The organism is Streptomyces sp. NPDC054757 (genome assembly GCF_053612185.1).
This window is the reverse complement of the sequence record NZ_JBSHBW010000021.1, coordinates 105,400-130,070: the sequence shown is the minus strand read 5'-3', so window position 1 is coordinate 130,070 and position 24,671 is coordinate 105,400. Positions and strand designations below refer to the sequence as shown.

Sequence of the window (24,671 nt, the reverse complement as noted above, 5' to 3'; positions counted from 1 at the left end):
ATCACTGACAGACTGTCCGTATGCGCATTGTGGTTCTGGCCGGCGGCATCGGTGGTGCCCGGTTTCTGCGTGGCCTCAAGCAGGCCGCGCCTGACGCGGACATCACCGTCATCGGCAACACCGGTGACGACATCCATCTGTTCGGGCTGAAGGTCTGCCCCGACCTCGACACGGTGATGTACACCCTCGGGGGTGGCATCAACGAGGAGCAGGGCTGGGGGCGTACCGACGAGTCCTTCACCGTCAAGGAGGAGCTCGCCGCGTACGGCGTCGGACCCGAGTGGTTCGGGCTCGGCGACCGTGACTTCGCGACCCATATCGTCCGTACCCAGATGCTCGGCGCCGGCTATCCGCTGAGCGCCGTCACCGAGGCGTTGTGCGAGCGCTGGCAGCCGGGGGTGCGGCTCATCCCGATGTCCGACGACCGGGTCGAGACGCATGTCGCCGTCGACATCGACGGAGAGCGCAAGGCCGTCCACTTCCAGGAGTACTGGGTGCGGCTGCGGGCGTCGGTCGACGCCGAGGCGGTCGTGCCGGTGGGCGCCGACCGGGCGAAGCCCGCGCCGGGTGTGCTCGACGCCATCGCCTCCGCCGACGTCGTTCTCTTCCCGCCGTCGAACCCGGTGGTCTCGGTCGGCACCATCCTCGCCGTGCCCGGTATCCGGGAGGCCATCGCCGACGCAGGGGTGCCGGTCGTCGGGCTCTCGCCCATCGTCGGGGACGCGCCCGTGCGCGGGATGGCCGACAAGGTACTCGCCGCCGTGGGCGTCGAGTCGACGGCGGCCGCGGTGGCCGAGCACTACGGATCGGGCCTGCTGGACGGCTGGCTGGTCGACACCGTCGACGCCGCGTCCGTGGCCCGGGTCGAGGAGGCGGGGATCCGCTGCCGCGCCGTGCCGCTGATGATGACCGACCTGGACACGACCGCGGTGATGGCCCGTGAGGCGCTCACCCTGGCCGAAGAGGTCAGGGCGTGACGTCCTTCCACGTCTGGGCCGTCCCCGGACTGCCCGAGGTGCGCGAGGGCGACGACCTCGCCAAGCTGATCGCGACAGCGGCGCCCGAGCTGGCGGACGGCGATATCGTCCTCGTCACCTCGAAGATCGTCTCCAAGGCCGAGGGCCGGATCGTGCAAGCCGACGACCGCGAGGCGGCCATCGACGCGGAGACGGTACGGGTGGTGGCGCGGCGCGGCACGCTCCGTATCGTCGAGAACCGGCAGGGCCTGGTGATGGCCGCCGCCGGGGTCGACGCCTCCAACACCCCTGCGGGGACGGTCCTGCTGCTCCCCGAGGACTCCGACAGCTCGGCGCGGACGATCCGCGAGGGGCTGCGGGACGCGCTGGGTGTGGCGGTGGGTGTCATCGTCACCGACACCTTCGGGCGACCGTGGCGCAACGGCCTCACCGATGTGGCGATCGGGGCCGCCGGGGTGCGGGTCCTCGACGACCTGCGCGGCGGCACCGACGCGTACGGCAACCCGCTGAGCGCCACGGTCGTCGCCACCGCGGACGAACTGGCCGCGGCGGGCGACCTGGTGAAGGGCAAGGCGGCGGGTCTGCCGGTCGCGGTGGTCCGCGGTCTGCCGCACGCCGTGACGGATCCGGCGTCCGGGCCGGGCGACGACACCGATGACGCCGGTTCCGCGTCCGGGGGCGCCCGCGACCTGGTGCGGGTCGCCGCCGACGACATGTTCCGGCTCGGTACGTCCGAGGCGGTACGGGAAGCGGTCACCCAGCGGCGTACGGTCCGCGACTTCACCGATGAGCCGGTCGACCCGGGTGCGGTCCGGCGTGCGGTCGCGGCGGCGGTCACCGCGCCCGCCCCGCACCACACGACACCGTGGCGTTTCGTCCTGCTGGAGTCGGCGGCGGCGCGCACCCGGCTGCTGGACGCGATGCGGGACGCGTGGATCGCGGATCTGCGGCGCGACGGCAAGTCGGAGGAGTCCATCGCCAGACGGGTGCGCCGCGGTGAAGTGCTGCGGCGGGCACCGTACTTGGCGGTGCCCTGCATGGTGCTCGACGGCTCGCACACGTACGGGGATGCCCGGCGGGACGCGGCGGAGCGCGAGATGTTCACCGTCGCGGTCGGTGCGGGCGTGCAGAACTTCCTGGTGGCGCTCGCGGGTGAACGGCTGGGCTCCGCCTGGGTCTCGTCGACGATGTTCTGCCGGGACGTGGTGCGGGAGGTGCTGGCGCTGCCCGCGGAGTGGGAGCCGATGGGGGCGGTGGCGGTCGGTCATCCGGCCGCGTCGGCGGCTCCGCGACCGGGGCGTGCGGTGGAGGGGTTCATCGCGGTGCGGTGAACCCTGGGGGCGGGGTACGGGGCCGCGGTGCGGCGCCCCCCGTGCAGGTCACAGCCGCGCGATGTCCGTACGGGGCATTTTCGGGACCCGGCGCTGCGGTACCCGGCCCGCGAGCAGGATCAGTCGGACCGCGCGGTGGCGCTGGCCCGCGTACGGCTCCAGGAGTTCCAGCATCCCGTCGTCGTCGACGCCCCGGCGGCCGGTCAGCGCGTAACCGACGATGCCCGGCAGATGCAGATCGCCGACCGTGACCGCGTCCGGTGCCCCCATGGCGCGCTGGAGGGTCTCCGCCGAGGTCCAGGGGCCGATGCCGGGGATCAGCTCCAGGCGGCGGGCCGCGTCGGCGGGCTCCATCGCCACCGCTTCCTCCAGGCGGCGGGCCACCCGGACCGCGCGCAGGATCGTGGAGGCGCGCTTGTTGTCGACGCCCGCGCGGTGCCACTCCCAGGACGGGATGAGCGACCAGCCGCGCGGATCGGGCATGACGTACATCTGCTCGGGCGCCGGGCCCGGTGCCGGGGTACCGGAAGCGCGGAGCAGCCGTCGCCAGGCGCGGTACGCCTCGTCCGCCGTGACCTTCTGCTCCAGGACCGACGGGATCAGCGACTCCAGGACCAGACCGGTGCGGCAGAGCCTGAGGTGGGGGCGGCGGCGGTGCACATCGGCGACCAGCCGGTGGCGCGGTACGAAATCCGACGGGTCGTCCAGCTCGCCCAGCAGCCCGGGAAGGGCCGCGAGCAGCCAGTCCGCGCCGGGGCCCCACGCCTCGGCCCCGTCCGCCGTGATCCGCAGGGTGCCGGGCCCCTCCGGCGTACGGCTGGCCCGCCACACCGCACCGTCGGGGGTCGCCCGGTAGGTGGGGTCCCAGGGGCCACGGCGGAGCACCCCGAGGACCAGAGCGAGGTCGACGGGGCCGCCCCTCGCGATGAAACGTCCTGCCACGGCGTAGAGGTTACTGGTCCGACGAGAAGCGCACGGAGCCGTCCGGCAGCACGGCCCCGCACCAGATCCGTATCCCGGCACGCAGCTCGTTGTCCGCGCCCACCCGGGCGTGGTCGCCGATCACCGCGCCGTTCAGCACCGAGCGGGCACCGACCCTGGCACCGGCCCCGATCAGCGAGTCGGTGACCACCGCGCCGGGCTCGACGACCGCATGATCGAGGACGGTGCTGCCGTCGATCCTGGCGCCCTCGCCGACGACCGCGCCCGCACCGATGACCGTGCCGCCTGTCACCTTGGCGCCGGGGGCCACCGTGGCGCTGTCCAGGATCAGCCGGTCGCCGCAGCGGCCCGGTACGGCGGGCGAGGGGGCGTGGCCGAGTACGAGGTCGGCGGAGCCACGTACGAAGGCCTGCGGGGTGCCGAGGTCGAGCCAGTAGGTCGAGTCGACCATGCCCTGGAGGTGGGCGCCCGAGCCGAGCAGGCCGGGGAAGGTCTCCCGTTCCACCGAGACCGGGCGCCCGGCCGGGATGGTGTCGATGACCGAGCGCGTGAAGACGTACGCCCCCGCGTTGATCTGGTCGGTGACGATCTCCTCGGGTGTCTGCGGCTTCTCCAGGAAGGCCGTCACCCGGCCGGTGCCGTCCGTGGGGACGAGACCGAAGGCACGCGGGTCGTCCACCCGCGTCAGATGCAGGGAGACGTCGGCGCCCGAGGTCTCGTGGGTGGTGACGAGCGCCTCGATGTCGAGTCCGGTGAGGATGTCACCGTTGAAGATGAGGACCGGTTCGTCCGGCTCCGATTTCAGGCGCCCGGCGACGTTGCGGATGGCGCCGCCGGTGCCCAGCGGCTCCTCCTCGGTGACGTACTCCAGGTGCAGACCCAGGGCCGACCCGTCGCCGAAGTACGGCTCGAAGACCTCGGCGAGATACGACGTGGCGAGCACGATGTGATCGACCCCGGCGGCCCGCGCGCGGACGAGCTGGTGGGTGAGGAAGGGGACCCCCGCGGCCGGGACCATCGGTTTGGGTGTGTTGACCGTGAGCGGCCGCAGCCGCGTGCCCTTGCCGCCGACCAGGAGAATCGCTTCTGTCACCTTGACGTCTCTGCTTCCTGCTGGGGCGGGCCTTCGAACGGGCTGGCCAGTGTATGCAGACGGGTGAGGCGCGGGTGCGGGCAGGCCGTACGGAGTCGGTACGGCCGGCACGGCTGTCCTGGATGGTGTGGCTCGGCGGGCCCGGCCGGTGTGGCTGTCCTGGCCGGTGTGGCTCGGCGGGCCTGGCACGGCCCCGGCTGCGTGGCGGGCCTGCTGCTCAGCGGGGCCTGCTGCTCAGCGGGCCCTACTGCTCAGCAGCCCCTCGCCTCAGCAGCCTGTCGGTTCAGCGGCCCGTCGGTTCAGCGGCCCTGGTCCTTGGCGGCCGCGTCGCGGATCTCGCCGAGTTTGGCGTAGAGGCGGGCTCCCGGGCACTCGGTGGCGAATCCGTCCCGGTGCCCGGAGATCACATTCAGCTTCACCTCGTCGCCTTCCGGGTAGCGGTTGCCGCCGCCGGACACCAGCGTGGCCTTCCCCTTCGGGTCGGCGCCGGTCAGCCCGAGCTTCCACGCCGTGAAGTGCGAGAGGGCGGTGACGACGGCGGCCGGCGGTTCGGCCGATGTGAAGGTGCCGAGTACGGCGATGCCGGTGCTGTCGGTGTTGAACCCGAGAGTGTGGGCGCCCATCACCGGCTTGGTCACCCCGCCCGCGCGGCCCTCGTAGACCGTGCCGCACTTGTCGATCACGAAGTTGTAGCCGATGTCGCGCCAGCCGAGGCTCTTCACGTGGTAGCGGTACATGCTGCGCAGCAGTGCGGGCGACTGTGCGCAGGTGTAGTTGTTGCCGGTGGCGGTGTGGTGGACGAACGCGACCTTCACCGTGTCCGTGTAGCGGAAGGACGGCTCGCGGACCTTCTCGTCGGCGCCCCAGCCCTTACGGGTGACGATGCGCGGCCGGGGCGCGACATAGGGGGTCGCCCTGGCCCCGGTGGCCTCCAGCTCGGCCACGGTGGCCTCCTTGCTGAGGGCGGGCAGTTCGGTGGGGTCGGACTGGGCGGCGTGTTCGGGGCCTGCGGTGTTCGCGCCGGATGCGGTGGGGTCGGCCGCGGTCGGGTCGGTCGCCGTGGGGTCGGCCGCGGTCGGGTCGGATGCGGTCGGGTCGGTCGCCGTCGGGTCGGCAGCGGTCGGATCGGATGCGGTCGGGTCGGTCGCCGTCGGGTCGGACGCGGTTGGATCGGTCGCCGTGGGCTCGGTGGGCTTCGGCGTCGTCGGCTTCGGCTTCGGCTTCGTCGGCGTCGGATCGGGGCCCGGGTCCACGAGGTCCAGCCGCAGCCCCTCCGGGAGCGGGGTGGCCGCGGCGCGGGTGGAACCGGCGGGCGCCTTGGCCCGCACACGGACCTGGACGGCGTCCGAATTGCCCACCCAGAGCGGCGCGGTGGAGCCGCGCACGGCCGAGGACCTCGCCTCCGCCGTGCCCGGGTCGGCCGCGTGGTCCTCGTTCTGTGTCTCGACCGGCTGCCAGCCGGTCCAGGCCGTGGAGCCCACCGGCCGGGTCCGCACCTGGACGGTGCCGTCGAGGCGGGCGTTCTTGTCGTTCCAGACGACGCCGACCAGCGAGAACGGCTTGACCTTCTGCCGGGACAGCGCGGCGGTGGCCGAGGTGTCCGTGGAGCGGTCGGCGGAGACCGGAGCGATCCGCAGCGACTGGGTGGAGCCGGGGAACGGCGTGGCCGGCGGGTCGGTACGGGGCGTGGTCGCGCCGGCCGGTGCGGCGAACGGGAGGGTGAGCGCGGCGGCGCAGGCCACGGCGATCGAGGCGGAGAGCACGGAGGCAGTCATAGGAGCACGCATAGCAACGATTTGGACATAGCACCCTGCCACCGGCATCCCGGAACTGACGCCTCATCGGCCCACCGGCGCGGCCGGCCGGCCGCGGAATCCGCGGCGGCAGCCGTCTGCGGCCCCGCCCCGCGACGTACGCTTCGCGCATGACTGCCAGCGACCACACCCCTGCCGACCTGCTGCGATCCGCACTCGCCCTGGAACCGGCGCGCCCGCTCGTCACGTTCTACGACGACGCGACCGGCGAGCGCGTCGAACTTTCCGTGGCGACCTTCGCCAATTGGGTGGCCAAGACCGCGAATCTGCTCCAGGGCGAGCTGTCGGCCGAGCCCGGCGACCGGCTCGCGCTGCTGCTCCCCGCGCACTGGCAGAGCGCCGTGTGGCTGCTCGCCTGTTCGTCGGTGGGCGTGGTCGCCGACATCGGCGGCGACCCGGCCGATGCGGATCTCGTGGTCAGCGGCCCCGACACCCTGGAGCAGGCGCGCGCCTGTGGCGGGGAACGGGTGGCGCTGGCGCTGCGCCCGCTCGGTGGCCGTTTCCCGCAGCCGCCGGCCGGCTTCGCCGACTACGCGGTCGAGGTCCCCGGCCAGGGCGACCGCTTCGTGCCGTACGCCCCGGTCGACCCGGACGCGCCCGCGCTCGCGGTCGGCGGGACCGAACTGTCCGGTGCGCAAGTGGTGGAGCGGGCGATGCACGATGCGGCGGGCGTCGGACTCGCCCCGGGCGCACGGCTCCTTTCGGGACGGCCGTACGACAGCTGGGGCGGTCTCTCGACCGGGCTGTACGCACCGCTCGCGGCGGGCGCGTCGGTGGTGCTCTGCCGCAATCTGGACCAGCTGGCCGAGGGCGGTCTCGAACAGCGCGTCGAGACCGAGCGGGTCACCCACTCCGTCCCGCACTGACGCCCGCCAGGACCGACGCCCTCCCGCGCCCCCCACCCGGACCGACACCGCCCCGCACGGGCCCCGTCCCGGACCGACGCCGCCCCGCGCGCCCCCTCCCCGGACCCATTCCGCCCCGCACTGACGAGCGGGTCGCGTACGGCGCCACGCACGCGCCGGCCACCCGTCTGGCCCACCGCAGGACGAGCCCCCGGGAACACTCGCGGTCCGCGGTACATGATCGGGAGAGAGCACAACCAAGCGCGCGGTTCAGTCGTCTATCCGTTCGATCGGCGGCCCAGCGCGTCGCCGACTCCGTGAAGGATGGACGCAGACGTGACGGACAGTGCTGGCACGCCCGACGACGAGCCGCAGACGGACGCCCCGGACACTGATCCGTCGAAGGCCCCCGAGCCGCCGGACCGCCACCGACGGCACTGGGTGCGCTGGGCCGCGCTGGGGGTCGCGTTCGTCGTGCTCGTCGCCGCGGGCGTCGGCTGGTGGTTCTACAACAAGCTCGACCACAACATCAGGACGGACAACACCGCGACCGCGGAGCTGCGCGCGTACGAGAAGGAGCGCCCCGCGCCCGTCGCGGCCGGCGCCGAGAACATCCTGCTCATCGGGTCCGACTCACGCGCGGGCGACAACAAGAAGTACGGCAGGGACGAGGGTTCGCAGCGCTCGGACACCACGATCCTGCTGCATCTCGCGGCGGACCGGAAGAGCGCGACGGCGGTCTCGCTGCCGCGCGACCTGATGTCGCACGTGCCGAGCTGCATCAAGGCGGACAAGAGCCGTACGAAGAAGCAGTTCGTGCAGTTCAACTGGGCGTTCGAGATCGGCGGCACCGCCTGCACCGTCCGTACCGTGGAGAACATGACCGGCATCCGGGTCGACCACTACATGGTGGTCGACTTCGAAGGCTTCAAGGGCATGGTCGACGCGGTCGACGGCGTCCAGGTCTGCCTCAAGAAGCCGGTGGACGACAAGGACGCCCATCTGAAGCTGCCCGCGGGCCGCCAGACACTCAACGGGGAGCAGGCGCTGGGATATGTACGTGTCCGGCACTCCATCGGCAACGGCAGCGACACCGAACGCATGCAGCGCCAGCAGGAGTTCCTCGGTTCGCTGGTGAAGAAGGTGCAGAGCAACGGCGTCCTGCTCAACCCGACGCGGCTCTACCCGGTGCTGGACGCCGCGACCAAGTCGCTGACCACGGACCCCGGTCTGGACACGCTGAAGGATCTGTACGACCTGACCCGGCGGCTGCGCGACATCCCCACGGACAAGGTCCAGTTCCTGACGGTCCCGCGCGAGCCGTACACCGGCAACCGCGACCGCGACCAGCTGGTGCAGCCGGACGCGGACCGGCTCTTCAAACGGCTCCGCGAGGACGACCCGGTCAACGTCACCAAGGGCAGTACCGGCACCGCCGCGGGCACGCCGGGTGCGGAGAGCACCGGGGGCACCGCGGACGCCGACGGCAAGGGCAAGCCGTCTCCTTCGCCGCGGAGCACTTTCCCGGGGACGAATGCGGCAGCCGCGGCCTGTGGGTAAACAATTCCCAAATCCGCGTCCGCGGGGCATGTGGATTGAGTGGTATGCCCAGTTGTAAGCGCCAAGGAATACATCCCGGACGTCGCTCGACATTGACCCGGGCAGATAGTGTGACGCGATCCGGTGCGTCCGGCCATGTGGTCGCGCACTGCAGGACGAAAGACCGAGCGCCCGGGGGGAGGGCGCCTCGCGTGGCACCGACGGAGGACACAGGCAACCGTGGACGCGCATAGCCGTGGGCGGGACGATATCGACCCCGCAGACCAGTGGGTGCTCAACCCGGAAACCGGCAATTACGAATTGCGACTGAACCCCTCCGGACCGCAGTCGGGAGGCAGACAGTCATCCGGGCACGAATCCGCTCCCGCCCGGCCGCAGCGCAGGGACTCGGTGCCCGAACAGGCTTCCCGCAGGCGCTCGCAGCAGCAGGCGCCGCGCCGCGACGTGCCGGGCCAGCGCAGCCGCAGAGGATCGGGCGGCGGCGGGCAGGACGGCCGTCCCGGGGGCGGTCCTCAGGGTCCCGCGGGACGCCGTAAGCGCAAGCAGCAGAAGTCACGCAAGAAGAAGGCGCTGCTGTGGACCGGCGGTGTGGTGGCCTTCGTCCTCGTCGCCGGGTCCAGCGGGGCGTACCTGCTGTACCAGCACTTCAACAACAACATCAACAAGATCGACGTGGTCGGCGGCACTTCGGGCTCCACCAAGGACCGGGCCGTCAACATCCTGCTGATCGGTACGGACAAGCGCACCGGCAAGGGCAACGAGGGCTACGGGGACAAGGGCAGCGTCGGCCACGCCGACACCAACATCCTCTTCCATGTCTCCAAGGACCGGACCAACGCGACCGCGCTCTCCATCCCCCGGGACCTGATCACCGACATCCCGGACTGCCAGGTCAAGGAGCCGGACGGGACGACGAAGACGATCCCGGGCAGCTCGCAGGTCCGCTTCAACACCAGCCTGGGGCAGGACGACCGCGACCCCGGCTGCACCATGAAGACGGTCAAGGCGATAACCGGCCTGACGGTTGATCACTTCATGATGGCCGACTTCAACGCCATCAAGACGCTCAGCACCGCGGTGGGCGGCGTCGACGTCTGTGTGGCACACCCGGTGGACGACAAGGAGTCGCATCTCAAGCTCCCTGCGGGCAAGTCCAAGGTCGAGGGCGAGCAGGCGCTGGCCTTCGTCAGGACCCGGCACAGTTTCGGCAACCACGGCGACCTCGACCGCATCAAGGTGCAGCAGCAGTTCCTGGCCTCGCTGATACGCAAGATGACGTCGGGTGACACGCTCACCAGCCCCACCAAGCTCTACAACCTGGCCAATTCGGCGACCAAGGCGCTCACCGTCGACAGCGGCATCGGCAGCATCGACCACCTCAAGAGCCTCGCGATGGACCTGAAGTCGGTGGACCCGAAGAACGTCACCTTCACCACGCTGCCGGTCGTCGACAACCCGGCGGAGAAGACAGTCCACCTCACGGTCGTCCTGAACCCCACCCAGGCGGACCCGCTCTTCTCGATGATGCGCGACGACGTCTCGCTCACCGAGGTCAAGAAGGAGAAGAAGGAGGCCGCGAGCAAGCAGGAGGCGCTCCTCAAGGGGAAGCAGGCCAACGCCTCCGACGTCCGGGTGAAGGTGCTCAACGGCGGGGCCCAGGCGGGATCGGCGCAGACCACGCTGACCTGGCTGCAGAACACCGAGGGCGTGCTGAAGTCGGAGAACGGCGGCAACTACAAGCCCGATCTGGCCAAGACGACCCTCACCTACGCGCCGAACCAGGCCGACCAGGCCCGCAAGCTCGCCGACATCATGGGCCTGCCGGCAGCGGCGATGAAGCCCGGCACGAAGGACTCCGTGGGGCTCACCCCGATGACGCTGGTCCTCGGTGCGGACTTCAAGGCGGCCGGTACGCCGATCAGTGCGCCGACCAAGGCGCCGGCGGACATCCAGAAGGTCGAAGCAGACAAGACCATCTGCGCCAAGTGACACCAGGTCACCGGGGCATACGCAGACCTGAGCAACAGGGGGGACCTGGTGGGACAGAACAGCACGCGGGGGGAGGGGACTCGGCCTCGCGTTCCGGGCGCGGGGCAACTCGGCTGGGACGAGAGCCTCTACGAGGAGGGGGCCTCCCGACCGGCCCCCGACGCCCGGGCGGGCGGCGGCGCGGGCGGAGGCCGCAGGAAGCAGTCCCGGCGGCGGGCGCGGCGCGGGAAGCGCCGAATACTCCGCTGGGTGGCGGGCACCGTGGCGTTCCTCGTCATCGGCACGGCGGGCGCGGGATATCTCTACTACCGCCACCTGAACGGAAATCTGCAGAAGAGCGCCCTCAACCTGGGTGACCACCAGGCCCCGAAGACGAAGGCCAACGCGGCGGGCCAGACCCCGCTGAACATCCTGCTGATCGGCTCGGACGCACGGGACTCCAAGGAGAACCAGAAGCTCGGCGGCGCCAGGAACACCTTCGGCGGCACTCCCCTGGCGGATGTGCAGATGCTGCTGCACGTCTCGGCGGACCGCAGCAACATGTCGGTGGTCAGCCTGCCGCGCGACACCGTGCTGAAGATCCCCAAGTGCACGGACGAGAAAGGCAAGACCTACCCGGCGACGGGCTGGACGCTGGCCAACGAGTCGCTCGGCCGCGGCGGTCCCGGCTGCACCGTCGCCACCTGGGAGTCCCTCACCGGCATCCACATCGACCACTTCATGAAGATCGATTTCTCCGGTGTGGTCTCCATGGCCGACGCGATCGGCGGGGTGCCGGTCTGCGTGGACGCCAATGTGTACTCGCACACCCGCGACGGCCACGGCTCGGGACTCAAGCTGAAGAAGGGCATCACATCGGTCAAGGGGCAGCAGGCGCTCCAGTGGCTGCGGACGCGGTACGGATTCTGGCCGGACACCGACGTCGTACGGACCAAGGCCCAGCACGAGTACATGAATTCGATGGTCCGCCAGCTGCGCAAGGGCACCAAGCTCACCGACCCCGGCAAGCTCATGGACCTCGCGGAGGCGGCCACCAACGCGCTCAAGGTCGACAACGGGATCCGCGACATCAAGAAGCTGTACGACCTCGCGGGGGAGCTCAAGAAGGTCCCGACGGCGCGGATCACCATGACGACCATGCCGAACGTGAATTCCGTACGGCCCGGGTTCGAGGAGAAGGTCGACCCCAAGGCGGGCGACGCGGACAAGCTGTTCGCCATGGTCAGGAACGACACCCCGCTGGACGGCAAGGGATCGAAGAAGAAGAAGCCCGCCGAGAAGGTCTCGGACGACCCGGCGGCGCCCAAGGCCGAGATCGGTGTCACCGTGCGGAACGGCACGGGCGGTGACGGCGGGCTGCCGTCGAAGGGCCGGGCCGGGTCGGTCGCGGCGCTGCTGACGGGCCAGGGTTTCGCGCGCGCCGTGGCCGATCAGACGCTCGACCCGCAGAAGACGACCCAGGTGCTCTTCCCCGGCGCCGATCTGGAGGGCGACGCCCAGGCGGTGGCGAAGGCGCTGGGCGTGCCGCTGACGTCGGTGAAGAAGTCCACCGGGGTCACCGGGGTCACGGTGGTCGTGGGAAGCGACTGGCGTGAGGGGACGACGTACCCCAAGTCCACGGCGGACGACGGGAAGACGCCGGACTCGGCCAACGCGCTGCACGGGGACGACGAGTCGGCGTGCATGAACGTCGACAAGGCGTACACCTGGACCTCGTAGCCGGGTGAGCACAGCGGAAAGGGCCGGTCCCGGGCGCCTCACGGCGACCGGTCCGGCCCTTTCCGTCTCCCGTTTCCGTATCGCGCTGCCGTCTCCCGGACGGCGGCGCCCCGTGAGCCCCTCAGACGGCGGCGCGGACCGCCGGGCGGCGGCTGGCGATGACCTTGCGGGCCAGCGCGCGCGGGCTGGTCAGGAAGCCGAAGCCCCAGCACATGTGCATGGTGGCCAGGGCCACCGGAATCCGTACCCGAGCCTTCGGCGAGAGGCCCTTACCGGCCGGCAGTGAGCCCGCGACGATGGCCGCGACGTAGGCGGCCGGGACCAGGAAGGCCCACGGGGTGACGGCCGCGCCGACCACGATGCCCGCCGCGATCGCGCAGACCGCGGTCGGCGGGGCGAGGTAGCGGAGGTTGATCGAGCCCTCGTGGTAGCGGGCGACGACATGGCGCCAGCGGCCGTAGTCCTTGTACTGCTTGGCGAGCGCCCGGACCGAGGGGCGCGGGCGGTACTGGACGCGCAGCTCGGGCGAGAACCAGATGAGGCCGCCGGCCTCACGGATCCGGAAGTTCAGCTCCCAGTCCTGGGCGCGGATGAACTCCTCGTTGTATCCGCCCTGCTGCTCCAGCGCCTCACGCCGGAAGACCCCCAGATAGACGGTCTCGGCCGGGGCCGCCTTGCCGCCGGTGTGGAAGGCCGCGTTGCCGACGCCGATCCTGGAGGTCATCGCGGCGGCGACCGCGTCCTCCCAGGCGTTCTCGCCCTCGGCGTGCATGATCCCGCCGACGTTCATCGCGCCGGTCTCCTCCAGGAGGCGGACCGCGGTGGCGATGTAGTTCGGCGAGAGCATGCCGTGGCCGTCGACGCGCACCACGACGGGGTGGCTGGACGCCTTGATGGCGGCGTTGAGCGCGGCGGGCGTACGGCCGGTGGGGTTGGCGACGGTGTGGATCCTGGGATCCTCCCGTACCAGCTCGGCGGCGATCTCCTCGGTGCGGTCCGACGAGGGGCCCACCGCGATCACCACCTCCATCTCACCGTCGTACTCCTGCTCCAGGATGTGGCGGACCGAGTTGCGCAGATGCCGCTCCTCGTTGAGGACCGGCATGATCACAGAAACAGCGGGCGTGGCGTGCGTGGCGTCCATAGGACGGTCACGTTACCGCGAACGAGGGACACCGGGCGCGGCGGCCGGGTGGCCTGCCCGGGATGTTGATCACAGCGGCTTACGGTGGTCGCTTCTCCTGCCCGTCCGCCGCGGAGGTGTCCCAGTTTCTCCCGTGCCCCCGCCCCGTCGCAGAAGGCCGCCGCCGCGCCGCCCGCCCCGCCCCCGCTGGGGCATGCGCCTCACGACCGCCCTGTCCGTCCTGGTGCTGGGCGCCGGCGGGATCGGCCACGCGCTCGTCGGTGAGCTGGACGGCATCGGGCGTATCGACCCGTTCAAGGACATGAAGAATCGTCCCGCCCCGGGCCGCGGCATGAACGTGCTCCTCGTCGGCACCGACGGCCGCGACAAGATCACGCCGGCGGAGAAGAAGAAGTACCACCTGGGCGGCGCGCCCTGCCACTGCACCGACACGGTCATGCTCGTCCATGTCTCGGCGGACCGCTCCCGGGTGAGCGTCGTGAGCCTGCCCAGGGACAGCTACGCGGTGGTGCCCGAGCACACCGATCCGGTCACCAGGAAGCAGGTCACCGCCCATCCGGTCAGACTGAACGCGGCGTATGCGCAGGGCGGCCCCCAGCTCACGGTGGAGACCGTGGAGAAGATGACCGGTGTGCAGATCAACCACTATCTGGAGGTCGACTTCACGAGCTTCATGAAGACGGTGGACGTGCTCGGCGGCGTCGACATCTGCACGGCCCGCCCGCTGAAGGACTCCTACACCGGACTCGACCTGCCGGCGGGGACCAGCAAGCTGGACGGGGGCCAGGCGCTCCAGTACGTACGCTCCCGGCACCTCGACGCCGCGTCGGACCTGGGCAGGATGCAGCGCCAGCAGCGCTTCATGGCCTCCCTGATCGCCAGGGCGACCGGCAGCGGTGTGCTGCTGAACCCGGTGAAGTTCCGCGATGTGGCGTCCACGGTCTTCGGCTCGGTCCGGGCGGACAGGGGCTTCGGCCCGGACGAGATGCTCTCCATCGGGGAGGCGATGCGGGGCTTCAAGCCGTCGTCGTCGGAGTTCACCTCCGTACCCATCGGGCAGATGAACTACCGGGTCCCCGGCATCGGCTCGACGGTGAAGTGGGACCCCGCGAAGTCCGGGAAGCTCTTCAAGGAGATCCGCGAGGACGTGCCGATCGCGGTGCACAGGGCGTCGGAGGCGAAGGCCCGGACGGTGGACGTGCCGCCCGACCAGATCAGGGTCCAGGTGGCGAACGGCACATCGACCACGGGACTGGCCGCTCGCGCGGACAAGAGCCTGCGCGCCACCGGCTTCCTCTCCTCGGTCGCCGCCACGGCACCGGGCCACTCGGCCTCCGACGCCGCGCACACCGTCATCGAGTACGACCCGCGCTGGAACCGGTCGGTGCGTTCGCTCGCGGCGGCGCTGCCGCACGCGCAGCTGCGCGCGGTGGCGGGGATCGGCTCCACGCTCAAGGTGACGCTCGGCACGGACTTCAGAACGGTGACACCGGTCCGGGCGGACGAGCCGGACCCGGGCAGGTTCGCGGCGGTCACGGGCGATCAGGTGGCCTGCAAGTAGGGGCCCGGCCACGGGCCACCCGGTCGTCACGTGCCACCCGGTCGTCACGTGCCACCCCGTCGTCACGTGCCCCTCGGTCATCAGGGCCGGGGCGGTCCGCCTCCGGTGGGCTCAGTCGTCGATGCCGTCGGCGATGCGCTGCTCCCGTAGCTCCTTGATCGCGCGGCGCCGGGCCAGCCGGTGGGTGCGGCGGATCTGCGCCTCCTCGTAACGCCGCTTGTCACGCTCACTGCCGGGCAGCACCGGCGGTACGGCCCGGGGCTTGCCGTCCGCGTCGACCGCGGCGAAGACGAGGTACGCGCTGCCGACCTGCTGGGCCGGTGAGGACTCGTTCCACCGCTCGGCCAGGACCCGTACACCGACCTCCATCGAGGACCGGCCGACCCAGTTGACCTGTGCCTTCACATGGACCAGATCGCCGACCCGCACCGGTTCGAGAAAGACCATCTCGTCCATCGACGCGGTGACGGCGGGCCCGCCGGAGTGCCGGCCCGCCACCGCGCCCGCCGCGTCGTCCACCAGCTTCATGATCACGCCACCGTGCACGGTACCGAGCAGATTGGTGTCGTTGCCCGTCATGATGTGGCTCAGGGTGGTTCGTGAGGCCGAGGTGGGCTTGCCCGGAAGATCTGTCATACGTGCCACCTTAGAGCGGCCCGGCACCACGGGACTTTGCATCAGCTCTGCAACAGCACTGCCGCGATTCCACACCCGCCCTGTATTACATACGCACCGTGACGGCACACTGGTCCACATGGACGACAGGGACCGCTACGGACGTGGCAGTGAGAACGTGCAGCCCGAGGGCGCCCGGGTCATGCGGCACGTGCAGCGCCCGGCGCCTCCCGCCCAGCGGCAGTACGGCGGACGCCAGCAGGGACAGGGGTACGACGACGGGTACGACGACCCGTACGACAGTGGCTACAACACGGGCCAGGTCTACGGACAGGGCGGCCCCAGCGGACCCGGCAGCCGCAGAAGCCAGGGTGGCCAGGGCTACGGCGGCCCGCGCCCCAGCGCCCGCCCGGGTACCACGCCGAACTGGGGCCGCCGCATCAGGATCGGCGCGCTGGTCCTGGTGATCGCCTTCCTCGGGGTCTCCATCGGTACGTACTTCTGGGCGGACGGAAAGCTGCGCCGCGAGGTCGACCTGTCCAAGGTGATCGACCGCCCCGCCACCGGCAAGGGCACCAACTACCTCATCGTCGGCTCGGACAGCCGCGAGGGCATGTCGGCGGCCGACAAGAAGAAGCTGCACACCGGCTCCGCCGAGGGCAAGCGCACCGACTCCATGATCATCCTGCATGTCGGCGACCACGGGAACACGATGGTCTCGCTGCCCCGTGACTCGAACGTCACGATCCCGTCGTACAAGGGCTCCGACTCCGGCAAGCTCTACCCGAACACCGGCCGGCAGACGAAGCTCAACGCCGCGTACGCGGAGGACGGCCCGGAACTGCTGGTGCGCACCATCGAGTACAACACCGGTCTGCACATCGACCACTACGCGGAGATCGGCTTCGACGGCTTCGCGAGCATCGTGGACGCGGTCGGCGGTGTGGAGATGGACATTCCGCAGGCGTTCAAGGACAAGGACTCCGGCGCCGACTTCCCGGCGGGCAAGCAGACCCTCAACGGCAGCCAGGCCCTGGCCTTCGTCCGCACCCGGCACGCCTTCGCGGCCAGCGACCTCCAGCGCACGAAGAACCAGCAGAAGTTCCTGGCGGCCCTGGCCTCCCAGACGGCCACCCCCTCCACGCTCATGAACCCGTTCAAGCTCTACCCGGTGATGGGCGCGGGCCTGGACACGGTGATCGTGGACAAGGACATGAGCCTGTGGAACCTGGCGTCCATGTTCTGGGCGATGAAGGGGGTCTCGGGCGGTGACGGCAAGCAGATGAACATGCCGATCTCGGGCTCCACCGGCGGGAACCTGGTCTGGGACAAGACCAAGGTCAAGCAGCTGGTGCAGGAGATGAAGGACGACGACACGGTGACGGTCTCGGGCAACTGACACCCCGCACCCCGCAACAGGCCCCCGGAGACGGCTCCGGGGGCCTGTTCTGTCTCCTGCGCGCCGCCGCGTCCTGCGCGCCGCCGCCTTCGGCGCTACTCCGACTCCGCCCCCTGGGTGATCGTGCCCCACTCGTCCATCGTGGGGCGGATCTTGATGGGCTCCTGGATGTCCGTGTCCGAGCGGCGCGGGGGCTCGGGGCCGTCCGGGCCGATGCGCATCATGCGCTCCACCCGGACGATCTGGAAGCAGCGGCCCCTGACCCGCAGTTCATTGGGCCTGCGCTGCCGGGTGAACCTCTCGGCGGCCTTCGCGTACACCGCGGCGTCCCGTTCGCCGATCTCCCCGGAGACCGGCAGCGACTCGGTCAGATAGTGGACCAGCAGCCGCCTCGCCTCCTGCGGGGTGTCGCACTGCGCGCCCACCATCGACCACGAGTGCTCCTTGTGCTCCATGATCCGGAAAGCGACGGGCAGCAGCACCAGGCCCGGGTGGGTCGCCACCGCGCGCCGCGAGTCCGCCAGTACGTCGGGCGGGAAGCGCCGCGAGGTGTACGAGAGCGAGAGCAGGCCGACCCGGTCCATGCCCTCGGTCAGCCCGACCGCCGCGCTGTGGTCGATCACGAAGCCACTGGTGCGCGGCACCGGACGGACGGGTGGCTCGTCCCAGCCGTCCGTATCGACGTCGGTGGCCCTGGGCGGCTCCAGCCGGCCGCCGCCGATCCTGGCGAACTCGTCGGCGCGCACGATGCGGTAGCGAGTACCCCAGGCGGACACGGCGTTCACCGGTTCGGTCTCCAGCCGGGCCACCGCGGCGAGCAGTTCACGCCGTTCCAGATGGTCGTCGGTATCGTCCTTGGCCTTGAGCCAGAGGTACGAGTTGAGCTCGTCCCGGGCGTCCTGCGGATAGCCGGTGTCCATGCCGCCGAGCAGCCGCCACCGCGGCCGCTCGCCCCGCCGCTGCTCCGCGAAACCGAAGAGCGGGCCGCGCACCACGATCTCGCCGTAGGTGCGCGCCGACGCCATCGCGTCCAGCTCGGTGACTTCGGACACGGGGTCGTCCCGCCGCCGCACATTGATGAAGAACTGCCCCGGGGCCTGTGTCTGCTGCTCCTGCTCCTCCATGGCGACAGTGTGCAGGCGTCCGGTCACACCGGGCGAGGGAATGCCGAAAGAGGGTCCGCATCGGTGGGCGCTGCCGTATATCTGTCTGGTTCACGGCCGTGCGTACCCGGGATACCTGAGCCCGAAGCCCCGCTTCGGGGCTTCGGGCTCAGGGGTTCAGGGGTTAGCGCCCCGTGTTCGTGGTGACAGCCGCTACGGCAGGTTCCGGGCCATCACGATCCGCTGGACCTGGTTGGTGCCCTCGTAGATCTGGGTGATCTTCGCGTCCCGCATCATGCGCTCCACCGGGTAGTCGCGCGTGTAGCCGTATCCGCCGAGCAGCTGGACCGCGTCCGTCGTGACCTCCATCGCGACGTCCGACGCGAAGCACTTGGCCGCGGCACCGAAGAAGGTCAGGTCGCCGTCGACGCGCTCCGACTTCGCGGCGGCCGAGTAGGTGAGCTGGCGGGCCGCTTCGAGCTTCATCGCCATGTCCGCGAGCATGAACTGGATGCCCTGGAAGTCGCCGATCGGCTTGCCGAACTGCTTGCGCTCCTGGACGTATCCCTTGGCGTAGTCGAGTGCGCCCTGCGCGATGCCGATGGCCTGGGCGGCGATCGTGATGCGGGTGTGGTCCAGGGTCTTCATCGCCGTGGCGAAGCCGGTGCCCTCCTCGCCGATCATGCGGTCGGCGGGGATCCGGACGTTGTCCAGATAGACCTCGCGGGTCGGGGAGCCCTTGATGCCGAGCTTCTTCTCGGGGGCGCCGAAGGAGACGCCCTCGTCGGACTTCTCGACCACGAAGGCGCTGATGCCCTTGGAGCGCTTGGCGGGATCGGTGACGGCCATCACCGTGTAGTACTCGGAGACGCCCGCGTTGGTGATCCAGCGCTTCACACCGTTGAGCACCCAGAAGTCGCCGTCGCGCACGGCCCTGGTCTTCATGCCCGCCGCGTCCGAACCCGCGTCGGGCTCGCTCAGACAGTACGAGAACATGCCGTCGCCCTGGGCGAGGCGGCCCATGTACTTCTTCTTGAGGTCCTCGGAGCCGGAGAGGATCACCGGGAGCGAGCCCAGCTTGTTCACGGCGGGGATCAGCGAGGAGGAGGCGCAGACGCGGGCCACCTCCTCGATGACGATGACCATGGCGAGCGCGTCGGCCCCGGCGCCGCCGTACTCCTCGGGTACGTGGACGGCGTGCAGGTCGGCGGCGGTCAGCGCGTCCAGCGCCTCCTGCGGGAAGCGGGCCTCCTCGTCGACCGCGGCGGCGAACGGCGCGATCTTCGCCTCGGCTAGGGCACGGACCGAGTCGCGGAGCATGTCGTGCTCTTCGGCCGGGCGGTACAGGTCGAAATCGGGCGAACCTGCCAAGGTCACTCACTCCCCAGGATGCTAACTACCGTTAAGTAACCCAATTTTAGGGGCTGCCCGCGTCCAGGGATACGTGAGGTTGGCGACAGGTTCGCGGCAGGGCGGGCCGGGAGTGCGCGACAGGGCCGGAGCAGGGCGCCGAACGGCCCGGCTATGCTCGGGCGCGCACCCGATCCCGTACGCCCCCTGGAGCTTCCGATGGCCCTGAAAATCACCGTGATCGGTACCGGCTATCTCGGTGCCACCCACGCCGCGGCCATGGCGGAGCTGGGATTCGATGTGCTCGGCCTCGATATCGTGCCCGAGAAGATCGAGATGCTCTCGCAGGGGCGCGTACCGATGTACGAGCCCGGCCTTGAGGAGATCCTCCAGCGCCATGTCGCGGGGATCGAGGGGTCCACCGGGCGGCTGCGCTTCACCACCTCGTGGGAGGAGGCGGGCGAGTTCGGTGATGTGCACTTCGTGTGCTGCAACACCCCGCAGAAGCACGGTGAGTACGCCTGCGACATGTCGTACGTCGACAACGCGTTCCGCTGGCTCGCCCCGCATCTGAAGCGGGACGCGCTGGTCGTCGGGAAGTCGACCGTGCCCGTCGGCAGCGCGGCCAGGCTCGCCGGGGTGCTCCGGGAGCTGGCGCCCGCGGGTGAGAGCGTGGAGCTGGCGTGGAACCCGGAGTTCCTGCGCGAGGGCTTCGCCGTCCAGGACACCCTGCACCCCGACCGGATCGTCGTGGGGGTGGAGAGCGCGGGGGCCGAGAAGCTGCTGCGCGAGGTGTACGCGGGCCCGGTGGGCGAGGGCTCCCCGTTCGTGGTGACCGACTTCCCCACGGCCGAGCTGGTGAAGACGGCGGCGAACTCCTTCCTCGCCACGAAGATCTCCTTCATCAACGCGATGGCCGAGGTCTGCGAGGCCGCCGACGGCGATGTCGCGAAGCTGGCGGAGGCGCTCGGGTACGACGAGCGCATCGGCAACAAGTTCCTGCGGGCCGGAATCGGCTTCGGCGGCGGCTGTCTGCCCAAGGACATCAGGGCCTTCATGGCCCGCGCGGGCGAACTGGGCGCCGACCAGGCGCTGACCTTCCTCCGTGAGGTCGATTCGGTCAACATGCGCCGCCGCGGCCACATGGTGGAGCTGGCTCGCGAGGCGGTGGGCGGCGGTTCGTTCCTGGGCAAGCGGGTCGCGGTGCTCGGCGCGACCTTCAAGCCGGACTCGGACGACGTACGGGACTCCCCCGCACTGAACGTCGCGGGGCAGATCCACCTCCAGGGCGGCCAGGTCACCGTCTACGACCCCAAGGGCATGGAGAACGCCCGCCGGCTCTTCCCGACGCTCGGTTATGCGGAGAGCGCGCTGGACGCGGTGCGCGGCGCGGATGTCGTCCTGCACCTGACGGAGTGGCGCCAGTTCCGCGAGCTGGACCCGGCGGCGCTGGGCGCGGTGGCCTCCGAGCGGATACTGCTGGACGGCCGCAACGCGCTGGACCCGGCGGCGTGGCGGGAGGCCGGCTGGGTGTACCGGGCGATGGGACGGCCGCGGGCCTAGGGTCTGCCGGACCGGGACGGGCCGGACCGGTCCGTCCCCGGGTCGCGTCCGGAAGGGCGACCGGATGTACGCGGACCCGCCCGGAACCCGTTCTGCCGCCGCGCGCAGCGGGCGAACGGGTTCCGGGCGGGCCGGCTCAGCCGTCCAGCTCGGCCAGAGTCGCGTTCGACGGGCCGCGTTCGGTCCGGAGGGTGCGGGAGACGTCCTCCGCCGCGCGCAGCACCCGTACCGCGTTCTGCCAGGTCAGCTTCGCCAGGTCCGGCTTCGACCAGCCGCGGGCGATCAGCTCGCCGATCAGGTTCGGATAGCCCGCCACGTCCTCCAGGCCGGCCGGGGTGAAGGCCGTGCCGTCGTAGTCGCCGCCGATGCCGATGTGGTCGACGCCCGCGACCTCGCGCATGTGGTCCAGGTGGTCGGCGACCGTCGACGCGGTGGCCATCGGGCGGGGGTGCGCCTCCTCGAAGGCGCGCTGGACCTTCAGCCCGGCGGGTGTGGTGTTCAGGTGGTGCAGCCCGTGGGTGCGCATGTTCTCGTCCGCGCGTGCGGTCCAGGCGACCGCATCGGGGAGGATGAACTTCGGGACGAAGGTGGCCATCGCGATGCCGCCGTTGGCCGGGAGCAGCGCGAGTACGTCGTCCGGGATGTTGCGCGGGTGGTCGCAGACCGTACGGGACGAGGAGTGCGAGAAGATCACCGGCGCCGTCGATGTCGCCAGCGCGTCACGCATCGTGGACGCCGCCACGTGCGAGAGGTCCACCAGCATGCCGGTGCGGTTCATCTCGCGGACGACCTCGTGGCCGAAGGCGGTGAGCCCGTGGGCCTTCACGACATCGGTCGCGGAGTCCGCCCAGGCGATGTTGTCGTTGTGCGTGAGCGTCATGTAGCGCACGCCCAGCGCGTACAAGGAGCGCAGCGTGCCCAGCGAGTTGTTGATGGAGTGGCCGCCCTCGGCCCCCATCAGTGAGGCGATCCGGCCCTGGCTCCTGGCCTTCTCCATGTCGTCGGCGGACAGCGCGCGTACCAGGTCGTTGGGGTAGCGGGTGAGCAGCTGGTCCACCGCGTCGATCTGCTCCAGCGTCGCGCTGACCGCGTCCTCGCCCGCCATGTCGCTGCGGACGTAGACCGACCAGAACTGCGCGCCGACGCCGCCCTTGCGCAGCCGGTGCAGATCGGTGTGGAGGTGGCCCGTCTGGTCGCGGGCGATGTCCAGCGCGTCGAGGTCGTACCGTACGTTCTCGCGCAGCGCCCAGGGCAGGTCGTTGTGGCCGTCCACCACCGGGTACTCGGCGAGCAGGTCAAGCGCTTCGGTGAGGTGATTGCTCATGAGGACCGCCTACTTTCCGAATCCGAAGGTTTCCGCCCCCGCCGCCCTGGCGCGCAGCCGGGCGCCCTTCTCCGTCGCCTCGTCGTTCAGCTTCTGCTGGAACTCCCGCATCCGCTCCTGGAGACCGGCGTCGGATGCGGCCAGGATGCGGACCGCGAGCAGCCCCGCGTTGCGCGCGCCGCCCACCGAGACCGTCGCCACCGGGACACCGGCCGGCATCTGCACGATGGAGAGCAGCGAGTCCATGCCGTCCAGGTACTTGAGCGGTACGGGGACGCCGATGACCGGCAGTGGGGTGACCGATGCCAGCATGCCCGGCAGATGGGCCGCTCCCCCGGCGCCAGCGATGACCGCCCTGAGGCCCCGGCCGTCCGCCTCCTCGCCGTACGTGATCATCTCGCGCGGCATCCGGTGCGCGGAGACGACGTCCACCTCGTACGCCACCCCGAACTCGTCCAGGGCCTTGGCCGCGGCCTCCATGACCGGCCAGTCGGAGTCCGAGCCCATCACGATGCCGACGACGGGGGACCCGGAGGCCGTGGAAGCTGACGGAGAGGTCATTCGGTGATCGTCCCTCGCAGATATCCGGCGGCGTGACGGGCGCGCTCCAGCACCACGTCGAGATCGTCGCCGTAGGTGTTGACGTGGCCGACCTTGCGCCCCGGCTTCACGTCCTTGCCGTACATATGGATCTTGAGCTGGGGGTCGCGGGCCATGCAGTGCAGGTACCCCTGGTACATGTCCGGGTAGTCGCCGCCCAGGACGTTGCACATGACCGTCCAGCGGGCGCGCGGGCGCGGATCGCCGAGCGGGAGGTCCAGGACCGCGCGCACGTGGTTGGCGAACTGCGAGGTGATCGCACCGTCCTGGGTCCAGTGGCCGGAGTTGTGCGGGCGCATCGCCAGTTCGTTGACGAGGATGCCCGGCGTGCCGTCGGGGCCGCGGACCTCGAAGAGCTCGACCGCGAGATGGCCGGTCACATCCAGTTCGTCGGCGATCCGCAGGGCGAGCTGCTGGGCCTCGCCCGCCAGCTCCTCATCGATGCCGGGCGCGGGGGCGATCACCGTGTCGCAGACCCCGTCGACCTGCCGGGACTCCACGACCGGATAGGCCACGGCCTGGCCGTGCGGGGAGCGGACGACATTGGCCGCCAGCTCCCGTACGAAGTCGACCTTCTCTTCGGCGAGGACCGGGACACCCGCCTTGAAGGGGGCCTCGGCGTCCGCGAGGGAGCGTACGAACCAGACGCCCTTGCCGTCGTAGCCGCCCCGGACCGTCTTGAGGATGACCGGGAAGCCGCCCACCTCGTCCGCGAAGGCGACCGCGTCGGCCGGGTCCGAGACGATGCGGTGGCGCGGGCAGGGGGCGCCGATCGCGGTGAGCTTCTCGCGCATCACCCCCTTGTCCTGGGCGTGCACCAGTGCGTGCGGGCCCGGCCGGACGGGAATGCCGTCCGCCTCCAGGGCGCGCAGATGCGCGGTGGGCACATGCTCGTGGTCGAAGGTGATCACATCGCAGCCGCGCGCGAAGTCGCGCAGCGTGTCCAGGTCGCGGTAGTCGCCGATGACGACTTCGCTGACCACCTGGGCCGCCGAATCCTGCGGGGTGTCACTGAGCAGCTTGAATCTGAGGCCGAGGGGGATACCCGCCTCGTGGGTCATCCGGGCGAGCTGTCCGCCACCGACCATGCCGACTACGGGGAACGTCACGTACCCCAGGGTATCCGCAGCCCAGGACCGGCGTACCAGCACGTCACGGCCTGGCCGGGGCACCCGAACGGAGCACTGACTAGCATGGGCGCGTTGACACACTCGACCGAACGGGGCTTTCCACCACCATGAGCGATTCCGGCGGGATGCGGACGCGGGTGCAGCGGCTCTGGCGCGAGGTCGCCAAGTTCGGCGCGGTGGGCGCGCTGGGCCTGCTGGTCAACATGGCGGCGTTCAATCTGCTCCGCCACACGACATCCCTCCAGGTGGTACGGGCCAGTGTGCTGGCGACCGTCATCGCGGTGGTCTTCAACTACATCGGTCTGCGGTACTTCGCCTACCGGGACCGCGAGAAGAGCGGCCGGGGCAGGGAGATGGGGCTCTTCCTGCTGTTCAGCCTGGTCGGGGCGGTCATCGAGAACGGGATCCTCTACGCGGCGACGTACGGCGCCGACTGGAACTCGCCCCTGCAGAGCAACTTCTTCAAGTTCCTCGGTATCGCCGTCGCGACGCTCTTCCGCTTCTGGTCCTACCGCACCTGGGTGTTCCGGGCGCTGCCCGCGCAGGTCCCGGCCCCCGGGCCCCTGGTGGAGGCCGGGCCGGAGTAGGGCCCGCACCGGGCCACCGGGCCAC

The 24,671-nt window shown here is 70.7% G+C and carries 20 protein-coding genes; 10 read left to right on the top strand and 10 right to left on the bottom strand.

Going from position 1 to position 24,671, the window contains the following annotated elements:
* Window positions 1–20: 20 nt before the first annotated feature.
* Both cofD and ACWGKJ_RS23860 read left to right on the top strand, forming a co-directional pair.
* The gene (gene cofD / locus ACWGKJ_RS23865; RefSeq protein WP_385028579.1) at window positions 21–977 is read left to right on the top strand and encodes a 2-phospho-L-lactate transferase; all 957 of its coding nucleotides are present in this window, start codon (window positions 21–23) and stop codon (window positions 975–977) included.
* Complete coding sequence (locus ACWGKJ_RS23860; RefSeq protein ID WP_385028582.1) at window positions 974–2,308, top strand: coenzyme F420-0:L-glutamate ligase; 1,335 nt, start codon at window positions 974–976, stop codon at window positions 2,306–2,308. The genes cofD and ACWGKJ_RS23860 overlap by 4 nt, the downstream gene beginning before the upstream one ends.
* A gap of 48 nt (window positions 2,309–2,356) precedes the next feature.
* Here the strand turns inward: ACWGKJ_RS23860 and ACWGKJ_RS23855 are convergent, their stop codons facing one another.
* The 3 genes from ACWGKJ_RS23855 to ACWGKJ_RS23845 all read right to left on the bottom strand — a co-directional run bounded on the left by ACWGKJ_RS23855 (window position 2,357) and on the right by ACWGKJ_RS23845 (window position 6,118).
* Window positions 2,357–3,250: a DNA-3-methyladenine glycosylase family protein gene (locus ACWGKJ_RS23855; RefSeq protein WP_385028585.1), complete on the bottom strand. Its 894-nt coding sequence runs from the start codon at window positions 3,248–3,250 to the stop codon at window positions 2,357–2,359.
* Between the two features lie 10 nt (window positions 3,251–3,260).
* Window positions 3,261–4,343, bottom strand: a complete 1,083-nt coding sequence (locus tag ACWGKJ_RS23850) for a mannose-1-phosphate guanylyltransferase (protein ID WP_385028587.1) — start codon at window positions 4,341–4,343, stop codon at window positions 3,261–3,263.
* Between the two features lie 299 nt (window positions 4,344–4,642).
* Window positions 4,643–6,118, bottom strand: a complete 1,476-nt coding sequence (locus ACWGKJ_RS23845; RefSeq protein WP_385028590.1) for a peptidoglycan recognition protein family protein — start codon at window positions 6,116–6,118, stop codon at window positions 4,643–4,645.
* Between the two features lie 149 nt (window positions 6,119–6,267).
* On the opposite strand from ACWGKJ_RS23845, the gene ACWGKJ_RS23840 reads away from it, so the two are divergent.
* The 4 genes from ACWGKJ_RS23840 (at window position 6,268) to ACWGKJ_RS23825 (ending at window position 12,270) form a co-directional block, all read left to right on the top strand.
* On the top strand, window positions 6,268–7,023 hold the full coding sequence (locus ACWGKJ_RS23840; RefSeq protein WP_385028593.1) for a TIGR03089 family protein: 756 nt from the start codon (window positions 6,268–6,270) through the stop codon (window positions 7,021–7,023).
* Window positions 7,024–7,326: 303 nt separating this feature from the next.
* Entirely contained in the window at window positions 7,327–8,562 is a 1,236-nt protein-coding gene (locus ACWGKJ_RS23835) for an LCP family protein (RefSeq protein WP_385028596.1), read from the top strand.
* A 219-nt stretch (window positions 8,563–8,781) separates the two neighbouring features.
* A complete protein-coding gene (locus tag ACWGKJ_RS23830) occupies window positions 8,782–10,551 on the top strand; it encodes an LCP family protein (RefSeq protein ID WP_385028599.1) in 1,770 nt (589 codons plus the stop codon).
* Window positions 10,552–10,599: 48 nt separating this feature from the next.
* Window positions 10,600–12,270 carry an LCP family protein gene (locus ACWGKJ_RS23825; RefSeq protein ID WP_385028602.1) on the top strand — a complete coding sequence of 557 codons (1,671 nt, stop codon included), beginning with the start codon at window positions 10,600–10,602 and terminating at the stop codon, window positions 12,268–12,270.
* A gap of 121 nt (window positions 12,271–12,391) precedes the next feature.
* On the opposite strand, the gene ACWGKJ_RS23820 is transcribed toward ACWGKJ_RS23825, so the two are convergent.
* Window positions 12,392–13,414 carry a glycosyltransferase family 2 protein gene (locus ACWGKJ_RS23820; protein WP_385028605.1) on the bottom strand — a complete coding sequence of 341 codons (1,023 nt, stop codon included), beginning with the start codon at window positions 13,412–13,414 and terminating at the stop codon, window positions 12,392–12,394.
* A 97-nt stretch (window positions 13,415–13,511) separates the two neighbouring features.
* On the opposite strand from ACWGKJ_RS23820, the gene ACWGKJ_RS23815 reads away from it, so the two are divergent.
* Entirely contained in the window at window positions 13,512–14,975 is a 1,464-nt protein-coding gene (locus ACWGKJ_RS23815) for an LCP family protein (RefSeq protein ID WP_453315810.1), read from the top strand.
* A gap of 111 nt (window positions 14,976–15,086) precedes the next feature.
* On the opposite strand, the gene ACWGKJ_RS23810 is transcribed toward ACWGKJ_RS23815, so the two are convergent.
* Window positions 15,087–15,611 (bottom strand): acyl-CoA thioesterase, encoded by a 525-nt coding sequence (locus tag ACWGKJ_RS23810; protein WP_385028611.1) that lies wholly within the window; start codon window positions 15,609–15,611, stop codon window positions 15,087–15,089.
* A gap of 118 nt (window positions 15,612–15,729) precedes the next feature.
* Between ACWGKJ_RS23810 and ACWGKJ_RS23805 the strand changes: the two genes are divergently transcribed.
* The gene (locus ACWGKJ_RS23805; RefSeq protein WP_385028614.1) at window positions 15,730–16,989 is read left to right on the top strand and encodes an LCP family protein; all 1,260 of its coding nucleotides are present in this window, start codon (window positions 15,730–15,732) and stop codon (window positions 16,987–16,989) included.
* A 95-nt stretch (window positions 16,990–17,084) separates the two neighbouring features.
* Here the strand turns inward: ACWGKJ_RS23805 and ACWGKJ_RS23800 are convergent, their stop codons facing one another.
* Both ACWGKJ_RS23800 and ACWGKJ_RS23795 read right to left on the bottom strand, forming a co-directional pair.
* Window positions 17,085–18,113, bottom strand: a complete 1,029-nt coding sequence (locus ACWGKJ_RS23800) for a DUF5954 family protein (protein WP_385028617.1) — start codon at window positions 18,111–18,113, stop codon at window positions 17,085–17,087.
* Between the two features lie 192 nt (window positions 18,114–18,305).
* A complete protein-coding gene (locus ACWGKJ_RS23795) occupies window positions 18,306–19,463 on the bottom strand; it encodes an acyl-CoA dehydrogenase family protein (RefSeq protein WP_385028620.1) in 1,158 nt (385 codons plus the stop codon).
* Window positions 19,464–19,661: 198 nt separating this feature from the next.
* Here ACWGKJ_RS23795 and ACWGKJ_RS23790 point away from each other — a divergent pair, with 198 nt between their 5' ends.
* The gene (locus ACWGKJ_RS23790) at window positions 19,662–21,005 is read left to right on the top strand and encodes a UDP-glucose dehydrogenase family protein (protein WP_385028624.1); all 1,344 of its coding nucleotides are present in this window, start codon (window positions 19,662–19,664) and stop codon (window positions 21,003–21,005) included.
* Between the two features lie 136 nt (window positions 21,006–21,141).
* Here the strand turns inward: ACWGKJ_RS23790 and ACWGKJ_RS23785 are convergent, their stop codons facing one another.
* Genes ACWGKJ_RS23785 through ACWGKJ_RS23775 form a run of 3 tightly spaced genes read right to left on the bottom strand, consistent with a single transcriptional unit; the run spans window position 21,142 to window position 24,038 of the window.
* Window positions 21,142–22,329, bottom strand: a complete 1,188-nt coding sequence (locus tag ACWGKJ_RS23785) for a dipeptidase (protein ID WP_385027966.1) — start codon at window positions 22,327–22,329, stop codon at window positions 21,142–21,144.
* Between the two features lie 9 nt (window positions 22,330–22,338).
* Window positions 22,339–22,890: a 5-(carboxyamino)imidazole ribonucleotide mutase gene (gene purE / locus ACWGKJ_RS23780; protein WP_385027963.1), complete on the bottom strand. Its 552-nt coding sequence runs from the start codon at window positions 22,888–22,890 to the stop codon at window positions 22,339–22,341.
* A complete protein-coding gene (locus tag ACWGKJ_RS23775) occupies window positions 22,887–24,038 on the bottom strand; it encodes a 5-(carboxyamino)imidazole ribonucleotide synthase (RefSeq protein ID WP_385027960.1) in 1,152 nt (383 codons plus the stop codon). The genes purE and ACWGKJ_RS23775 overlap by 4 nt, the downstream gene beginning before the upstream one ends.
* Window positions 24,039–24,166: 128 nt before the next feature.
* Here ACWGKJ_RS23775 and ACWGKJ_RS23770 point away from each other — a divergent pair, with 128 nt between their 5' ends.
* Window positions 24,167–24,646, top strand: a complete 480-nt coding sequence (locus ACWGKJ_RS23770) for a GtrA family protein (RefSeq protein ID WP_385027957.1) — start codon at window positions 24,167–24,169, stop codon at window positions 24,644–24,646.
* Window positions 24,647–24,671: the final 25 nt, after the last annotated feature.